The 17,085-nt window shown below is 69.9% G+C and carries 13 protein-coding genes; 6 read left to right on the top strand and 7 right to left on the bottom strand.

Translation table 11 applies throughout. The features are described 5' to 3' along the window. Positions 1–180: 180 nt before the first annotated feature. Entirely contained in the window at positions 181–945 is a 765-nt protein-coding gene (locus Vau01_RS35915) for a RodZ family helix-turn-helix domain-containing protein (RefSeq protein WP_204002561.1), read from the bottom strand. 176 nt (positions 946–1,121) lie between these two features. On the opposite strand from Vau01_RS35915, the gene Vau01_RS35910 reads away from it, so the two are divergent. Continuing rightward, positions 1,122–1,895, top strand: a complete 774-nt coding sequence (locus tag Vau01_RS35910) for a deoxyribonuclease IV (RefSeq protein ID WP_204002558.1) — start codon at positions 1,122–1,124, stop codon at positions 1,893–1,895. A 197-nt stretch (positions 1,896–2,092) separates the two neighbouring features. Next, positions 2,093–4,339, top strand: a complete 2,247-nt coding sequence (locus tag Vau01_RS35905) for a hypothetical protein (RefSeq protein WP_204002556.1) — start codon at positions 2,093–2,095, stop codon at positions 4,337–4,339. Between the two features lie 75 nt (positions 4,340–4,414). Here Vau01_RS35905 and Vau01_RS35900 read toward each other — a convergent pair whose 3' ends face one another. The 3 genes from Vau01_RS35900 to Vau01_RS35890 all read right to left on the bottom strand — a co-directional run bounded on the left by Vau01_RS35900 (position 4,415) and on the right by Vau01_RS35890 (position 9,236). Beyond that, a complete protein-coding gene (locus Vau01_RS35900) occupies positions 4,415–5,947 on the bottom strand; it encodes a glycosyltransferase family 87 protein (RefSeq protein ID WP_204002553.1) in 1,533 nt (510 codons plus the stop codon). Positions 5,948–5,992: 45 nt separating this feature from the next. Further along, positions 5,993–8,674 carry a transglycosylase domain-containing protein gene (locus Vau01_RS35895; RefSeq protein WP_204002548.1) on the bottom strand — a complete coding sequence of 894 codons (2,682 nt, stop codon included), beginning with the start codon at positions 8,672–8,674 and terminating at the stop codon, positions 5,993–5,995. A gap of 121 nt (positions 8,675–8,795) precedes the next feature. After that, positions 8,796–9,236 (bottom strand): DUF5318 family protein, encoded by a 441-nt coding sequence (locus tag Vau01_RS35890; RefSeq protein WP_204002547.1) that lies wholly within the window; start codon positions 9,234–9,236, stop codon positions 8,796–8,798. A 154-nt stretch (positions 9,237–9,390) separates the two neighbouring features. Between Vau01_RS35890 and Vau01_RS35885 the strand changes: the two genes are divergently transcribed. After that, on the top strand, positions 9,391–9,978 hold the full coding sequence (locus Vau01_RS35885; protein ID WP_204002545.1) for a PadR family transcriptional regulator: 588 nt from the start codon (positions 9,391–9,393) through the stop codon (positions 9,976–9,978). A 52-nt stretch (positions 9,979–10,030) separates the two neighbouring features. Beyond that, positions 10,031–11,110 (top strand): inositol-3-phosphate synthase, encoded by a 1,080-nt coding sequence (locus Vau01_RS35880; RefSeq protein WP_204002543.1) that lies wholly within the window; start codon positions 10,031–10,033, stop codon positions 11,108–11,110. Between the two features lie 93 nt (positions 11,111–11,203). Here Vau01_RS35880 and Vau01_RS35875 read toward each other — a convergent pair whose 3' ends face one another. Next, a complete protein-coding gene (locus Vau01_RS35875; protein ID WP_204002525.1) occupies positions 11,204–11,683 on the bottom strand; it encodes a methylated-DNA--[protein]-cysteine S-methyltransferase in 480 nt (159 codons plus the stop codon). A gap of 148 nt (positions 11,684–11,831) precedes the next feature. On the opposite strand from Vau01_RS35875, the gene Vau01_RS35870 reads away from it, so the two are divergent. Further along, positions 11,832–13,190, top strand: coding sequence for an MFS transporter (locus Vau01_RS35870; RefSeq protein WP_204002523.1), 1,359 nt, complete (start codon positions 11,832–11,834; stop codon positions 13,188–13,190). A 23-nt stretch (positions 13,191–13,213) separates the two neighbouring features. Here Vau01_RS35870 and Vau01_RS35865 read toward each other — a convergent pair whose 3' ends face one another. After that, positions 13,214–14,020: a lipocalin-like domain-containing protein gene (locus tag Vau01_RS35865; RefSeq protein ID WP_204002521.1), complete on the bottom strand. Its 807-nt coding sequence runs from the start codon at positions 14,018–14,020 to the stop codon at positions 13,214–13,216. Positions 14,021–14,185: 165 nt separating this feature from the next. On the opposite strand from Vau01_RS35865, the gene Vau01_RS64770 reads away from it, so the two are divergent. Next, the gene (locus Vau01_RS64770) at positions 14,186–15,547 is read left to right on the top strand and encodes a peptidylprolyl isomerase (RefSeq protein ID WP_204002519.1); all 1,362 of its coding nucleotides are present in this window, start codon (positions 14,186–14,188) and stop codon (positions 15,545–15,547) included. Here Vau01_RS64770 and Vau01_RS35855 read toward each other — a convergent pair. Continuing rightward, positions 15,544–17,004 (bottom strand): CCA tRNA nucleotidyltransferase, encoded by a 1,461-nt coding sequence (locus Vau01_RS35855; protein WP_204002517.1) that lies wholly within the window; start codon positions 17,002–17,004, stop codon positions 15,544–15,546. The two genes, Vau01_RS64770 and Vau01_RS35855, sit on opposite strands and share 4 nt — an antisense overlap. Positions 17,005–17,085 lie beyond the last annotated feature (81 nt).

The following is a 17,085-nucleotide window of genomic DNA, read 5'->3' as shown; positions in this document are numbered from 1 at the left end:
GCGGCCACGGTCTCTCCGTGGCAGGAGGTCATGCGTCGTCCACTACCAGGAGGTCGGGGACCGCACAAGGATAGCGGAACGACCGCGGGGCGTCTCATCCGGCAGCTGGGGTGGGACCTGGGGAGGAACGACCACACCGACAGAGGATGAAACGCCCCGCGGAGATTTATAAATTGTACCTTATGCGAACCTTGCGCCGCCGAGACGACGCGCCATGATGGCCCGCACCGCCGCCACCCCGACGCCGACCGTCAGCACCGCGGCGATCATCGCCAGCAGCCCGGACGGCCCGTGCACCGGTTCACCGGCGGCCGCCACCACGTCGCCGACATCGGTCGCGCCCGGCGGCAGGCCACCACCCTCGCCAGTACCCTGATCCGGCGCCGACACACCTGGCGCCGCGGCGTCCGCCGAGGTCGACGCCCACGGATCCGCGGCCGGGCTCGAGCCGGTCGCCGTCGGCGTGGGCGAAGCCGACTTGTTGTAGCCGTTGGCCCGTGCCGTACCGGTCGGAGCGGGTGCGCGGTTCGCCGGCGCCGTGGTCGGTGCGGCCGCCGGCGGAACGGCCGCCGGTCGCGGCGTCACTCCCACCGTCACCGCACGGAACTCCTCGACCACGCCCGCGCTGCAGGAGATCGTCATCGAGACGTCGACCGGGCCCTGGTGGAACACCACCGGAACCGCCTGGTTGGCGCCGACCGACGTCACCGTCTTCCCACCGACCCGCAAGGTGGCGTTCTGGCCGAGCCGGTTGACGAACGTCACCTTGCTCTCCGCCTGCACCGTCAGCCGGCCCGTGCTCGGCTGCGACTTGCAGACCAGCATGTTGAGCACGCTGCCACCGCTGAACTCCACCGCCGGCGCGGCTTCCGGCTCCGCGCTGGCCGCCCCGGCGATCAACGCCGGACCGGCGCCGAGCGCGGCCGCAGCGAGGATCCGGGCCATCCTCGGAACTACAGCTGAGTACATAACCATCCAGCGTCTCGGTCGGGAACATGAGCAGGCCGGCGCCGCCAAATTGTCGTGCTGTGCAAAAGGCGGTACCGGGCCATTCGGGACAACGACCACCGGCACCGACCGGTGACGCGCGGATTGTCAGACTGTCGTCGTAGGCTCGCCGCATGCGCATCGGTGCTCACGTCGACCGTCAAGATCCGTTGGCAGCCGCCGCCGAACGCAAGGCGGAGGTGGTCCAGTTCTTCCTCAGCGATCCACAGGCGTGGGTCGATCCCGAGGAGAGATCCGACGCGGCTGCCCTCAAGGCGTCCGACGTCGATGTTTTCGTCCATGCGCCGTACCGCATCAACGTCGCCACCACGAACAACCGCATCCGCATCCCGAGCCGCAAGCTGCTGTTCACCTACGCCACCGGCGCGGCCACCGTCGGCGCGAAGGGCCTCATCGTGCACGGCGGCCACGTCGACAAACCCGACGACATCGGCAAGGGCATCGACAACTGGCGCAAGACGTTCGTCTACGCGCAGGAGAACGGCGGTTTCGCCACGCCCGTCCTCATCGAGAACACCGCCGGTGGCGACAATGCCTGCGCCCGCCGCTTCGACAACCTGGCCCGCCTCTGGGACGCCATCGGCGAGTACAACCCGGGCTTCTGCCTCGACACCTGCCACGCCCACGCCGGCGGCGAGAATCTCCTCGGCATCGTCGACCGGGTCAAGGCGATCACCGGCCGCATCGATCTGATCCATGCCAACGACTCGCGCGATGCCTTCGACTCGCACCGCGACCGGCATGACAACATTGGCAACGGTCAGATCGATCCTGATCTCATCGTCGCGGTCATTCAGGCAGCCGGCGCGCCGGTCGTGGTCGAAACGCCCGGCGGTGCGGAAGGTCAGGGTGGCGACATCGCGTTCCTGCGCGACCGGGTGGGGTGAGAAGGATCAAGGACGAGGGCACGCGCCGCGCGCCGGTCACCGTTGATCGCTGGTCCGGGCCGATCGAAGGAAAATATGAGGACGAGCACCGGGCGGCTGCCGGGCGACCACCCGATCCGGCACCGGGGTCCGCGGCTCCCGAAAAAGCATTAAGCAAGGCACCGGCTCCCGCTACGAACGGCTCCGGTGTCCGTCTCGTGCGCGCCTCCACCCTGCCCCACCGGCGCCACATCGTGGCACGGCGCGCGCCCAGCGCCGTCCCCCGGCGCATCCGCACCGTGCGAACGAAGCCACCGACCGAACCCCCCGCCACCAAGCCCACCGGAAAGCCCATCGAGAAGGGCGCCGGGAAGGCCGCCGAAAAGGCCGGGAGCCGGCCGAAGGTCAGCCTCGTCCGCCGGGTGAACCTGCTCCGGCGCACCCCGAAGAAGCGGCGGGTCAGCCTGCGCAAGCCGGCCGCCCAGCAACCCGGCAAGTGGAAGGCGTTCGCGCCGAGCACCGGTCCCCGCCCCGGCCCCGTCACCCGGGTCGTCCGGGCGATCGGGCACGCGGTCTTCCACGAGTACACGCTGGCCACGCTCGGTTCCCTGGTCCTCGCGATCATCATGACCTGGCCGACCATGCGTCACCCCACCCGCACGATCCCGCAGGACCTGGGCGACCCGTTGCTGCAGGCCTGGCAACTGGCGTGGTCCGGGCACGCGCTCGACACCAAGCCCGGCACGATCTGGGACTCGAACACGTTCTTCCCCGAGCACACCACCTTCGCCTACTCCGACACGCTGCTCGGGTTCGCCCCGCTGGGGCTCGTCGGCTCCGGGATCAGTGCGGCAATCCTGCGCTACAACATCGTCTTCACGCTGGCGTTCGCGCTCGCGTTCCTCGGTGCCTACGCCCTGGCCCGCCAGCTGGGCGCGTACCGGTCCGGCGCGGTGGTGGCCGCCGCCGCGTTCGCCTACGCGCCGTGGCGGTGGGGTCAGGCGGGCCACCTGCACGTCCTGTCCAGCGGCGGCATCGTGCTGGCACTGGCCATGCTCGCCCGCGGCCACGGTTTCACGTTGCGCCACGGCTACCGCCCGAACGACGTCAGGCCGGGCTGGGCACTGGCCGGCTGGCTGGTGGCCGCGTGGCAGATCAGCCTGGGGTTCGGTATCGGCCTGCCGTTCGCCTACGTGCTGGCGCTGCTCGTGGTCGCAGCCATGATCGCCTGGCTGGCGACCCCCCGCCGCCTCGTGCTCCCGACACCGCCCGCTCAGCCCGACCCGATCCCCGACTCCGGTACCCGCCCTGGCGTGACCGAGAGTGAGCCGCAGGTCGACGTCATCGAGTTCGGCGTGATGCGGCCCGAGCCCGCTGATCCGGTCCAGCCGACCCAGCCGCCGCAGCCGCCGCGGCCGCCGCGGGAGCCCGGCCCGATCGGGCGGTGGCTGAGCCGCCGCCCGCCGGTCCCGAAGCGGCTGCTCGGCGCCGACGTCCTCGGTGGCCTCGTCTTCGCCGCCGTCGGTGTCTTCATGGCGATCCCGTACCTGAAGGTCGTCGACGAGCACCCGTACGCCCGCCGCGGCGTCGACGAACTCGACATCTACTCGCCGCCGGCGTACGGATTCCTCACCGCGCCGGCGGAGTCGTGGCTGTGGGGGCATGAGCACTCCGGGCTGCGCGCCACGATGACCGCGCCGAACGAGAGCGCGCTGCTGATCGGGTTCGTGCTGATCGGGCTGGCGCTGGCCGGCCTGGTGTACTCGGCGTGGCCGTACTACGTCCGATTCGTCCTGCTCGTCGGAATGATCGTCAGTGTGCTGCTGGCCATGGGCACCGCCGCCCCGTTCGGTGGTGCGGTCACCTACCTGCCGCTGCACCAGTGGCTGCCCGGCTGGGACGGCATCCGCACACCGGGCCGGCTGGTCCTCTGGACCACGCTCATCGCGGGACTCCTCGCCGCCGGAGCGGTGAGCGCGTTCGTCGAGCGGGCCCGCGACTTCACCATCGAGCGGGGTTTCGGCCCGTACCCCGGCCCGCTCCTGCGCCTCGCGCTGCTGCTGCCGCTGGCACTGGTACTGGTCGAGGGCGTGTCGGCGAGCGGGCACCCCGAGGTACCCCGCCCGCCCGCCGGGCTGGCCGAGGCCGCGGCGCCGTTACTGATCCTCCCGTCCGACCAGGCCAGCGACGAGATGTACATGCTCTGGAGCACCCAGGGCTTCCCGCCGATGGTCAACGGTGGCAGCGGTTTCACGCCCGCCGGCCAGAGCGAGGTACGCGAGGTCGCCGCCGGCTTCCCCGACGCGGCAAGCATCCGCCTGCTCCGCGACCTCGGCGTGCGCACCGTGGTCGTGGTCAAGAGCATGGTGGCCGGCACCGCCTACGAGGCCGCCGCCAACCCCGAAACCTTCGGCGAGGACATCGAGGTCGAGGAAACCCCCGAACTGGTCATCTACCACCTCTGACCAGACGTCGGCGCCGATCTTGCAGGGACGCTGCGACGTCTCAGGATCACGGCCGGCCGCGGGCAGGCGCGCCGGTTACGGCTTGTCCGGCTCGGGCGGCTCGGCCGCCGACACCGCGACCGGCATCGGATCGTCGTCGGATTCGGACTCCGGTGGCCAGGCGCCCGGCCAGTCGTCGCGGTCGGGGGCGCCGTCGAGAACGCCGCCGTCGGGGTCGTCGTCGTAGGTCTGGCGGACGACGTCCAATTCGGGGTGGAACATTTCGCGGATGACGAGCCACATCAGCACGCCCAGCGTGATCAGGCGGAGCTCGGCCGCCCACACGAACACCCACTCGGGAAAGACGACCTTCCCCGCCTCGCCCATCAGGCGGCCGTAGAACGCGGCGAAGTACGCGATCTCCGCCATCTGCCAGGCCAGGAACGCCCCCCACCGGGGACGGGCGAGCACCGCCAGCGGGATCAGCCACAGCACGAACTGCTGCGACCACACCTTGTTGAGGACCAGGAACACCGCCACGACCAGGAACGCCACCTGGGCCAGCCGGGGCCGGCGGGGTGCCCGCACGGCCAGCAGCAGCACGCCACCGATCGCCAACAGGATCAGGACCCACGACACCGCGTTCTGCAACGGCAGGTTGTCGCCCAGCGACTGGAACGGCCCGATGCCGTACCGGTCGTTGCCCAGCGGGAAATGGCTCCCGATGTACCAGATCGTGCCCCAGTCGACGGGGCGCTCGCTGTTCAGTTCGAAGAAGCGCGCCCAACTGCTCGGCCACAGCACGAGCACGGGGATGTTCACCAGCCCGAGCGTGAACAGGCCGGCCCACGCCGCCGTTCCGAACTCGCGCATCCGGCGGGCCCGCCAGCACAGGACCAGCAACGGCAACGCCAGCAGCGCCGGCCACAGTTTCGCCGACGCCGCCAGCGCCACGAAGACGCCGGCCGCCACCGGTCGGCGACGGGCCCAGAAGTACCAGCCGGCCGCGGTGAGCACGATCGCCAGCAGGTCCCAGTTGATCGTCGCCGACAGGAACAGGCCGGGGGAGAGCGCGAACATCGCGATGTCCCACGGCCGTCGGCGCCGGACGGCGACCATCAGCGCCGCGGTGGCGATCGCGGCCGCACCGAGCGCGAGCACGTTCAGGTTGTAGAACAGCTGACCCTCGTTGAGCGCGCCGGCCCGCTCGCCGAGCGCGTGGACGGGCAGACCGATCAGCCCCATGAACGCGCCGGTGACCACCGGGTACTCGACCGGAAAGTCCTTGTACGGCACCGCGCCCGCGGACAGTTCCTCGCCGTAGTACAGCGCCAGCACGTCGGTGTAGCACATGTACTTGTACTGCTCGAGGCCGCTCCACGCGCCGTCGTTGCACGGGAACTTCTGCACCCAGTGCAGCGACATCGTGAGGCACACCATCGCGAGGACCACGCGGGCGGCGGTCCAGAACTGACGGCCGTAGGCGCCGCCCCGCTTCGGGCGCACCGCGTGCTCGCCCAGCGGCCCGCCGACGGCTTCGGCGAGTCCTCGTACGAACCCGTCGGAGTGGGCCGGCTCGTCGGGCACGAAGGCCGGTTCCTGGGCGCTTTCGAGCGGTGTGGCCGTCATGGGTCGATCCTGCCCTACGACCACACCGTCCGATTCGCGCCCTGCCTAGTCGCGACCACCGCCGCCGCCACCGCCACCGCCGCCACCGCCGCGACCGGGGCCGGTCGAGTTGGTGTTGCCGGGGCCGGGGTTGTTGTTACCCGGCCCGGGGTTGCCCTGGCCCGGTGACTGGCTGTTGCTGGGATCGGCGGACTTGCCGTCACCGGCGTCCTCGTCACCGACGAACTTCGGGTCGGGGAACTTGCCGACGCTCTTGCCTTCGGTGGCCTTCTTGATGAAGGCCTTGAAGATCTCGCCGGCACCGGCCGCACCGCTCATCTTGGCGCCGTTCTTCAACTTGATCGGCAACTCGTCGCCCTTGTTGCCGACCCATACGGCCACCGCCAGCCCGTTGTACCCCTTCGACCTGTTCGGGGCCGTGTACCCGACCGTCCAGGAGTGGGCGTTCGCGCCCTTCACGTTGCCGTTCTCCCAGGTACCGGTCTTCGCGGCGACCTGGGTGTTCTTCGGAGCCCACTTGTAGGTCGCCGACACCTTCTGCAGCACCCACGCCTCGTCGGCGGCCATGCTCGGGTTGTAGCCGGGCATCGCGGTGAGCCTCTTGGGCTCCGTGTAGATCTTGGCGTCGCCGTCCCAGACCTCGGCGATGAAATGTGCCTTGGCCGCCTGGCCCTGTGCGGCCAGGGTCGCCACGCCGTTGGCGTGGTCGATCACCGTGATGGCGTACTGGCCGAACCCGATCCGGTAGTCGAACACCGAGGTGGTGTTCTGGCCGGTGTTCCCAAGTTCGGTGGCCTTGGACGCGTTGAGGTCATGGACTGTGCCTTTGTCGTCACGCATGTACCGGATGCCCGCCGCCCGCGCGGTCTCGAGCACGGACGCGGCCCGCTGCTTCAACTCGAGCGTCAACGCGTAGAACGGGACGTTCAGCGACTGGGCGGTCATGTCGGCCAACGTGCAGCCGGGACTGGTGGCGCAGTCGCCCTCGGGGTTGGCGTTCCGGATCTTGTTCGCCTCGGTGGTGCCCTCCATCTGCCGGGGGCGGCCGTCCCAGTAGGACTTGACCGAGATGCCCTGCGAGAGTGCCGCCGCCAGCGTGTAGACCTTGAACGACGACGCCGGCGGGTGGAGCCCGCCCTCCATCCGTTTGCCGCTGGTGAGGATCGGGTCGGTCCACAAGCCGGCGTAGTCGATGCCGTCGCCCTTCGGCCCGCCGTAGTACGCCACCACCCGCCCGGTGTACGGCTCCACCGCCACCAGGGCGCCGGTCTGTGTGTCCGGCACGCCCTTGAGCGGCGAAGCCGGGTTGGCGAGGTCGGCGTACGCCTGCGCGGCCTGCTGCGCGGCCACGTCGATCGTCGTGACGATCTTGTAGCCGGCGGTCTTCAGGTCCTGCTTCGCACCGATGTTCCGGTCGGTCTCCTTGAGCTTGGTCAGCTCGTCCATGACGTTGTGGACGATGAGACCGCTCGGCAGGTCGAGCCCGAACTGTGCCTGGAAGGCCTGGTCGTTCGGGTTGTACTTCGGCACCGGCGGCATCTGCATCTGGTTGTTGACCTGGTACGTGCCGCCGCCGTACTTGGCGAGCTTCGGTTGGGTCAGCACCAGCGCGTCGCGGTTGCCCTCGAAGCGGGCCTTCGCCTGCTCGGGGTTGACGTTCGGGTCGAAGGCGCTGCTGCCGCTGCCGGAGTCGGGGTTCTTGATGAAGCCCGCCAGCATGATCGACTCTTCGACCGTGAGTTCCATGGCGGTCGACTTCTTGAAGTAGGCCCGCGCCGCGGCCTCCACGCCGTACGCGCCCCGGCCGAAGTACACCGTGTTCAGGTAGAACCCGAGGATCTGGTCCTTGGTGTACTTGTCGTTCAGCTTCATCGCGATGGCCGCTTCCTCGGCCTTCCGCTTGTACGACGCCTCGGTGGTGAGCTCGGCGATCTTCCGCGCGTACTGCTGGGTGATCGTCGACGCGCCCTGCGTCTCGCCGCCGGTGACGTTGTTCCACGCCGCCCGCACCATGCCGGCCATGTCGACGCCGTCGTTGTCGTAGAACGACCGGTCTTCGGTGGCGATCACCGCGTGCTGCAGGTGCTTCGGGATCTTGTCGAGGGTGACGATCGTGCGGTTCTCCTGGCCGAACTTCGCCATCTCGGTCTTGCCGTCGGCGTAGTAGACGCGCGTCGACTGGCCGGCCGGAAGGGCCTCGGGCGCCGGAATCTTGGCGAAGACGTAGGTGCCGCCGACCAACGTGCCGCCGGCGACCATGATCAGCACGGCGATGCTGGCGACGATCCAGTTGCGCCGGCGCGCCTTCTTCGACCGGGGCGGACGCGGCCCGCGCGCGGCGCGGCCACCCTGCCCGGCCGCCGCGGGCCCACCCGGCCCGCCCGGTCCACCGGGCCTGCCGGGACCGCTGGGGCCACCGGGCCCACCGCGCCCGGGGCCACCGACAGCGGCGGCGCCGACAGCGGCGCGGCCAACCGTGGCCCGACCGACGGTCGCCCGGCCGGCGGGTGCGGCACCGGAGACCGGCACGCTCGCCGCGCCGACGGTCGCCCGTCCCGCCGTCCGCTCGGATGGACCACCGGAAACCGGGACCGACGCGCGGCCACCGACCCCGGCGGAGCCGTTAGCGGGAACGCCGCCGGAACCGGCGCCAGGAGCAGGAACGCTCGCCCGGCCGACGGTCGCGCGGCCGACAGAACCGGCCGCGTTCGGATCGCCGTAACTCATTCATCCCACCTTGCCGGTAGCGATGATATTTCGTCCACCATCGCCCAGTTGTCGTGAGGAGTATGGCCGGCATGCCACCAGTGCAGCCGGCCGGAGGAAGTCTCGGCCACTTCGATGCTGGTCACTTGACGGATCCTCCTCGACCGCCACCGCCGACTGCGGTGGCCGCCTCGGCGGGAGCCGGTACCGACTCCGCCAACCCGTCACGCCCGAGCGTGAACTGCTCGATGAGGTGGTTCCAGCCGCAGCCGCGGCACACCTCGACCACGTACACCCGGAACTCGCGGAACGTCATCGCCAGGACGGGTAGCTCCACCGCCCGCCTGGCCTGTCCGGACGATGCCTTCAATTCGTCGCCGTAGATGTAGTGCACGTTCGTGAGGTAGTCCCGCCGGCACACCGGACAACGCTCGTCTCTGGGGTCTCCGTGGAACCTGGCGGCGTTGCGCAGGTAGGGAGACGCGTCACAGACCTCGTAGGTTCCGACCCGCCCGGAATACACCTCACGCAGCAGCGACCGACGCCTCAAGGCGTAGTCGACGATCTGCCGTTGGGTGCGCACGGACCGAGGGTACGCGGTCCCGGCTCACGAGGCGACAACGGTTACTTTCCGTAGTCACACAGGTAACAGTGGTCGATGGTCTTGCGAACGGCAGATGAACCGAGCTACCGTCCCGATGTATCGGCGCGATACATCGGAGGGAGGCCGGAACACGATGCTCGAGCTCGCGATCCTCGGTCTCCTGATGGAGACCCCCATGCACGGTTACGAGCTGCGCAAACAGCTTGCCACCAAGCTGGGGGCGTTCCGGGCGGCGATCAGCTACGGGTCGCTCTATCCCACGCTGCGTCGCATGAAGCTCGCCGGCTGGATCACCGAGGAGTCGGCGGCGGCCGACAAGGATGCTCCGCCATTGGCGTCCAAGCGGGGCAAAGTCGTGTACAAGATCACAGCCGAGGGCAAAGAGCGGTTCCAGGATCTGCTCGGCAGTACGGGGCCGGAAACGTTCGACGATCCCGGTTTCGGGGTGCACTTCGCGTTCTTCTCACGTACCGATCAGGCCACCCGATTGCGCATCCTCGAGGGCCGACGTCGGCGCGTCGAGGAGCGGCGCGAGGGCCTGCGCACCACGTTGGGCCGCGCTGCGGAGCGGCTCGACGCCTACACGCTCGAACTCCAGCGGCACGGTCTCGACGCATGCGAGCGCGAGGTCCGCTGGCTGGAGGAACTCATCGCACACGAACGCTCCGGCCGCCCGCCGGAGGTCACCCCAGATCCAGATGCACGGCCCGAAAGCAAGTAGCCAACCCCTCGCCGGCTTTCCCAGGCGAAAGATCTCAAAGGAGGCACCCGACATGGGCTCCGTCCGCGTGGCCATCGTCGGTGTCGGCAACTGTGCCTCGTCCCTCATTCAGGGGGTCGAGTACTACCGCAACGCCGACCCGGCAACCCGCGTCCCCGGCCTCATGCACGTGAAGTTCGGCGAATATCACGTGGGTGACGTCGAGTTCGTCGCCGCCTTCGACGTCGACGCCAAGAAGGTCGGTCGTGACCTCGCCGAGGCCATCGTGGCCAGCGAGAACAACACGATCAAGATCTGCGACGTACCACCGACCGGCATCACGGTGCAGCGTGGCCCGACCTACGACGGCCTGGGCAAGTACTACCGCGAGATGGTCGAGGAGAGCGACGAGCCCTCCGTCGACGTGGTCGCGGCGCTGCGCGAGGCGCGGGTCGACGTGCTCGTCTCCTACCTACCGGTGGGCTCCGAGCAGGCCGACAAGTTCTACGCCCAGTGCGCGATCGACGCGAAGGTCGCGTTCGTCAACGCGCTGCCGGTCTTCATCGCCTCCGACCCGGAGTGGGCGCAGAAGTTCACCGACGCCGGTGTGCCGATCGTCGGCGACGACATCAAGAGCCAGGTGGGTGCCACCATCGTGCACCGCCAGCTGGCGCGCCTCTTCGAGGAGCGCGGGGTCGAGCTGCTGCGCACGTACCAGCTCAACTTCGGCGGCAACATGGACTTCATGAACATGCTGGAGCGCGACCGCCTCCAGTCGAAGAAGATCTCGAAGACGCAGTCGGTCACGAGCCAGATCCCGCACGAGATGAACGCGGGCGCCGTCCACATCGGCCCGTCCGACCACGTGCCGTGGCTCGACGACCGCAAGTGGGCCTACATCCGGCTCGAGGGCAGGTCGTTCGGCGACACGCCGCTGAACGCCGAGCTCAAGCTGGAGGTCTGGGACTCGCCCAACTCGGCGGGCATCATCATCGACGCGGTGCGGGCGGCCAAGATCGCGCTCGACCGCGGCATCGGCGGCCCGATCCTCTCGGCGTCGTCGTACTTCATGAAGTCGCCGCCCGAGCAGTACCACGATTTCGACGCCCGCGAGTCGGTCGAGAACTTCATCGCCGGCACGATCGAGCGCTAGGCAGAATTTCGGAAGAGCCGGGCTTCGGCCCGGCTCTTTTATTTATGACGCGCGCAGTCCCCTCCGGCTACGGAAATCCGAGCCGCGGGTGGTTCACCGGAACGCCGCCTCGATGGTCACGCGCGCCTCCAGTTCGAGCAGGTGCACCTTGCGGGGGAGACCACCCCCGAACCCGACCAGTTTCCCGCCCGCACCGACCACCCGGTGGCACGGGATGACCAGCGGCAGCGGGTTGCGGTTGCACGCGACGCCGACGGCCCGGGCGGCACCGGGGTCACCGAGTTCCGTGGCGATTGAGCCGTACGTGGTGGTTTCCCCGTACTCAATGGCAGCGATCCGGTCCCAGACCCTGCGCTCGAACTCCGTTCCGCTGCGTACCACCAGGGGGAGGTCGAACTCCGTGCGCACACCCTCGAAGTACTCCGTCAGTTGGACCGCGGCGGTGGCCAGCAGGCCGTCGGGCTCCTCGGCGCGCCCTGGTGGCGCCCCCTGGAACTGCACGCTGCAGAGCCCGTCCGTGTCGATCGCGACACCGAGTTCACCGATCGGAGAGGAGACCGCCGCCCACCGCATGGCACCCATCCTGCCTCGGTCGAATGCTCAGGCGGTCGTCCGTACGGCCGACCGGCTAGACATGACCCACTCGGCCGTTCTCCCCAATTCGGGCTCCGAACCGTACGTTCGAGGTGCGGGAGCGGCTGGCGTGGCTACTCTCGAAGCCGTGCCCTCCCCAGGCTCCACCCGTTCCCACAACCTGCGCGCCGTGCTCCGGCACCGCGGGTTCCGCCGTCTGCTCGGTGTGCGGATGCTCAGCCATGTCGGCGACGGGTGGTTCCAGGCGGGCCTCGCGGGCAGCGTGTTGTTCAACCCGGAGAAGGCCACGAACCCGCTGGCCATCGCGGTCGGGTTCGCGCTGCTCCTGCTGCCGTACTCGCTCGTCGGGCCGTACGTCGGCGGCTTCCTCGACCGGTGGAGCCGTCGCTCGATCCTGTTCGTGGCGAACCTGCTCCGCGCGTTGCTGGTGATCCCCGCCGCCCTTCTGATCTTCAATGCCGACGAGGGGCTCGGGTTCCTCACCCTCTCGTTCCTGATCATCGGGTTCAACCGCTTCTTCGTCGCCGGCGTCTCGGCGGCGATTCCGCACGTGGTTGAGGACCGGCGCCTGGTCACGGCGAACTCGCTGGCCACCACGATGGGTTCGGTCTGCTTCGCGCTCGGCCTGTGCACCGCGTTCGCCGCGCTCACCGCGTTCGACCTGGCCAGCTACCACGGCTACGGGGTGATCGCGTCGGTGGCCGTGGTCGGCTACACCGCGTCGGCGCTGCTGGCCCGGTGGTCGTTCGGCAAGGACGACCTCGGCCCCGACCACCCGCCGTCCGCCAGCCTCCGCAACGTGCTCGCCTCCTCGGGCCGGGAGATGGTCGACGGGGTACGCCACCTCGCCGCCCAGCGGGGTGCGGCGTACGCGCTGCTCGCGCAGAGCGGCCAGCGGGTGCTGTTCGGCGTCCTGACGCTGTCGGCGCTGCTCATGTTCCGCAGCCCGGTGGCCGAAGACGGTGACGTGTCGGGTGCCGTGCCGGGTCTCGCCGCGGTGTTCATCGGTGGCGGGGTGGGCAATCTGGCCGCCTCGGTGCTGACCCCGCCGCTGGCCCGCCGGGTCGCCGGCTGGCGCTGGCTGACCCTGCTGCTGGCCCTGGAGGGCCTCGCCATCGCCGTGTTCGGCCCGTCGTTCTCGCCGTACCTGCTGGCGATCGCGGTGTTCTTCGTCAACCTGGCCGGCCAGGGCGCCAAGATCATCGTCGACACCGACTTGCAGCACGAGTGCGCCGACGACTATCGCGGCCGGGTCTTCAGCCTCAGCGACACGATGTTCAACGTCAGCTTCGTCGTCGGCCTGTTCCTCGGCGCCCTGGTGCTGCCGACCGACGGGCGCTCGGTCGAGGTGCTGTTCTCCGTGTCGCTCGGCTTCGTCGTGGTGGCGATCTGGTACGCGTTCACCGGTGGCCGCTGGGCCATGCGCGTCGGCGACGACATCCGCCAGCCCGAGCCGGAACCCGAGACGGTGGCCGCCCGGGTCTGACCGGCCCGTTTCACGTGAATCCTTTACTTGCTCATCTCGGTGGTGGCCAGGTCGGTCGACTGCGTCAGCGAGTTGCCGCTGCACGTGTACTTGGCCGGCTTGGTGTCCATGTCCAGCGGGATCGACGTCGTGGTGGTGCCGTTGACCTTGACCGTCGCGGTGCCGTTCGGTGACACGTTGCTGAACGTGAACGAGCCGTCGACCGTCTTGAACGAGAACGTCACCGAGCCGGTGAACGTGATCGTGACGTTCTGGCCGGAGACCTTGCCCGTGTACGTGACGCCCGAGCCATAGTCGATCTTGCCGGAACCGTCGTCCTTCAGATCGACGTTTCCACCGCGGGCGGTGAACTCGATGAGCGTCCCGTCCTGGTCGACCTTCTCCTTGGCGCTGGTGATCCGCCACGATCCGACCACGCACTTGTCGATGCCGCTGGCGGTGGTGCCGTTGCCACCGTTGCCGCCGCCGCCCGGGTCTTCGTCGTCGGCCGCGCGCACGAGCACCACGCCCACGATGCCGATCACCAGGATCACCGCGATCACCGACAGCACGATCAGCGGCACGGTCGACGGCCGCCGCGCCGGCGGGGCGGGCTGCGGCGCCTGGTAGCCGGCGCCGTACTGCGGCTGCGCCCCGTAGGGCTGCTGGTACTGGTACCCCGGCTGCGCCTGGTACTGGCCGGCCGGGTACTGGGCGGGCGCGTACTGACCCGGCGCGTGACCCTGGCCGTAACCCTGGCCGTAGCCCTCGTTGCCCCGGAACAACCCGCAGTTCTGGCAGTTGCCGGCCGGACTGAGCTCCGTGCGGCCGCAGTTGGGACACGGCTGCATTGGTGTCTCCTCCAGTGGGTTCCAAGGTCGGCTAGGAAAGCGACGGTAAACCACGGTGTCGAGAGGCGGCATCACCTGCTCCGGCAGGTCAAGCCCACAATCCGGGCAATGTAGTTGTTACGATCAGTATCGTCACAGTTGCTTTGAGTTACAGGGGAGTGGACCATGGCCGGTGTCGAGCAGGCAACCGCACCCGGCGAGGCAACCCCCGGCGACACCCCGAAGACCGAACCCCGGGCCGGCCGGAGGCGCGCGTCGCAGAAGGCCGGTCGCCAATCGGACACGCCCGGGCCCGACCGCACTCCGGCCCAACACGCCGCCGACACCGAGCCCGACGACGCCCGCCCCGCGAACCCTGTTGAGGAGCCGGCCGAAGAGCCCACCACCAAGCCCACCGCCGACGTGCCCACCACCAAGTCCACCGCCGACGTGCCCACCACCAAGTCCACCGCCAAGCCCACCGGCCAGCACGCCGACGACTCGGCCGACGACGACCCCGCTGCCGGGCTCGCCGCCAAGCCCGCCGCCAAGCCCACCGCCGGGCCCACCGCCGGGCCTTCCGCCAAGCCCACCGGCCAGCACGCTGCCGACCCCGACGACCCCGCTGCCGAAGATCGCGCCGCCGAGAACCCGGCGGCCCCGGAGAACGAATCCGGCCGCACGGTCCGGGCCGCCGGACCGGCCAACGCCGACGCCCCGATCTACCGGCCCCGGCACGCCAAGCCACGCCGGCGCCGTTGGCCGATCCTCGTCGCGGCCGGTGTGGTGCTCGTCGCCCTCACCGGGGCCGGCGCCGCCGCCCTGATCGACCGCCAGAACGACGCCCTCGACGACATCACCGCACCGGTGGCGACCCGCGTCGCCCCCGCCCCGGCCAACCTCCCGGCCGGCGACGCGTCGGGCGTCCCGTCGGACGCCACGTCGGTGCCGCCACCGGCCGCCGCACCGGGTGCGGGCGCGCCGAATGCCGCACCGGGCTCAGCCAACTGCCGGTTCAACGTGGCGTCGGACAAGACCCCGCGCGTCGTCCCGCCCAGCAAGGCGACCCGGTCGGGGCTGGTCAAGGTCACGATCGGCACCAACCGCGGGCCGATCACCATGGAGCTTGACGCCACCAACGCGCCGTGCACCGTGGAGTCGTTCATGACGCTCGCGTCGAGCGGCTACTTCACCGACACCGCCTGCCACCGGCTCACGACCATGCTGATCTTCGTGCTCCAGTGCGGCGACCCGACGGCCACCGGCTCCGGCGACCCCGGCTACTCGTTCGACGACGAGAACCTGCCGGCACCGGGCGGCACGCCGTACCCGCGCGGCACGCTGGCGATGGCGAACGCCGGCCCGGACACGAACGGCAGCCAGTTTTTCATGGTCTACAAGGACAGCCCGATCGACCCGAACTACCCGGTGTTCGGCAAGGTCACCGGCGGGCTGGAGATCGTCGACCAGGTGGCGGCCGGTGGCGCGCCGGGCAACGACGGCCAGCCGAACCAGTCGCTGGTGATCCAGGCGGTACAGGTCTCCTAGACGCCCTGCTCGGCGGCCCACCGGCGCAGTTCGGCCTCGGCCTCCTCGTGGGTGAGCGGACCCCGGTCGAGGCGTAGTTCCTTCAGGTGACGCCACGCCTTGCCAACGAGTGGGCCGGGCGGGATGCCGAGCAGCTTCATGATCTCGTTGCCGTCGAGGTCGGGCCGCACCCGGGCGAGGTCCTCCTCGGCGGCGATCCGGGAGATCCGCTCCTCCAGCGCCGTGTAGTCGGCGGCCAGCGCGGCCGCCTTGCGCCGGTTGCGGGTGGTGACGTCGCTGCGGGTGAGCTTGTGCAGACGATCGAGCAGGTCGCCGGCGTCGGTGACATAGCGGCGCACCGCCGAGTCGGTCCACTCGCCCCGGCCGTAGCCGTAGAAGCGCAGGTGGAGCGCGACCAGCCCGGACACCGCGGAGATCACGTCCTTGGGGAACTTCAGCGCCTGCATGCGCTGCTTCGTGAGGCGCGCGCCGACCACCTCGTGGTGGTGGAAGCTGACCCGGCCACCCGTGCCGACCGCCTTGGTGGCCGGCTTGCCGACGTCGTGCATGAGCGCCGCCAGGCGCAACACGAAGTCGGGACCGTCGGTCTCCAACGCGATCGCGTTCCGCACCACGGTGAGGGTGTGCTCGTAGACGTCCTTGTGCTGGGCGTGCTCGTCGATCTCCAGGCGCAGCCCGGCGAGCTCCGGGAGGAACTGGTCGGCGAGGCCGGTGTCGACGAGCAGCCGCAGGCCCGTCACCGGGTCGGCGCTGGACATCAACTTCACCAGCTCGTCACGGATCCGCTCGGCGGTGATGCGGCCCAGGTCGGCCGACATCGCCTCCATCGCCGCTCGCACCGGCGGCACCACCTCGAACCGCAACTGCGCGGCGAACCGGGCGGCCCGCAGCATGCGCAGCGGGTCGTCGGCGAACGACTCCTGCGGCGTGCCCGGCGTGCGGAGCTTGCGCGCGGCCAGGTCGGCCAGGCCACCGTGCGGGTCGGCGAACACGTGCCCCGGCACCGACACGGCCATCGCGTTGACGGTGAAGTCGCGCCGGCGCAGGTCGTCGTCGAGCGAGGTGCCGTACTTCACGATCGGGTTGCGGCTGACCCGGTCGTACGCCTCGGCCCGGAACGTGGTGACCTCGAGCCGCAGGCCGCCCCGCTGCAGCCCGATCGTGCCGAACTCCTGCCCGGTGGTCCAGATCGCTTCGGCCCAGCCCTTGATGATCGCGAGCGTCTGCTCCGGCTTGGCGTCGGTGCAGAAGTCGAGGTCGTCGCCGAGCCGGCCGAGCAGCGCATCACGCACCGAACCGCCGACCAGGTGCAGCTCGTGCCCGGCGGCGGCGAACCGCCGGCCGAGCTCGTCAGCGACGGGGGAGACGCGCATGAGCTCGGCCACGGCCCGGCGCTGGGCGGTGGTCAACTCGCGGTTCGTCGGTGGCGTACTCACCGTGTTTGCCGTCTCGGACATCGGACGAACCTTAACCGCAGCGCCGAAACCTCCGCGCCCGGGTTTCCACTCCGCGCGCCCGTCACCTGCGGCGCGGGCGTG

This window comes from Virgisporangium aurantiacum (assembly GCF_016863635.1).
Classification (GTDB): Bacteria; Actinomycetota; Actinomycetes; order Mycobacteriales; family Micromonosporaceae; genus Virgisporangium; species Virgisporangium aurantiacum.
The sequence above is the reverse complement of the archived record's forward strand: the minus strand, read 5'-3'. Positions and strand labels throughout refer to the sequence as shown.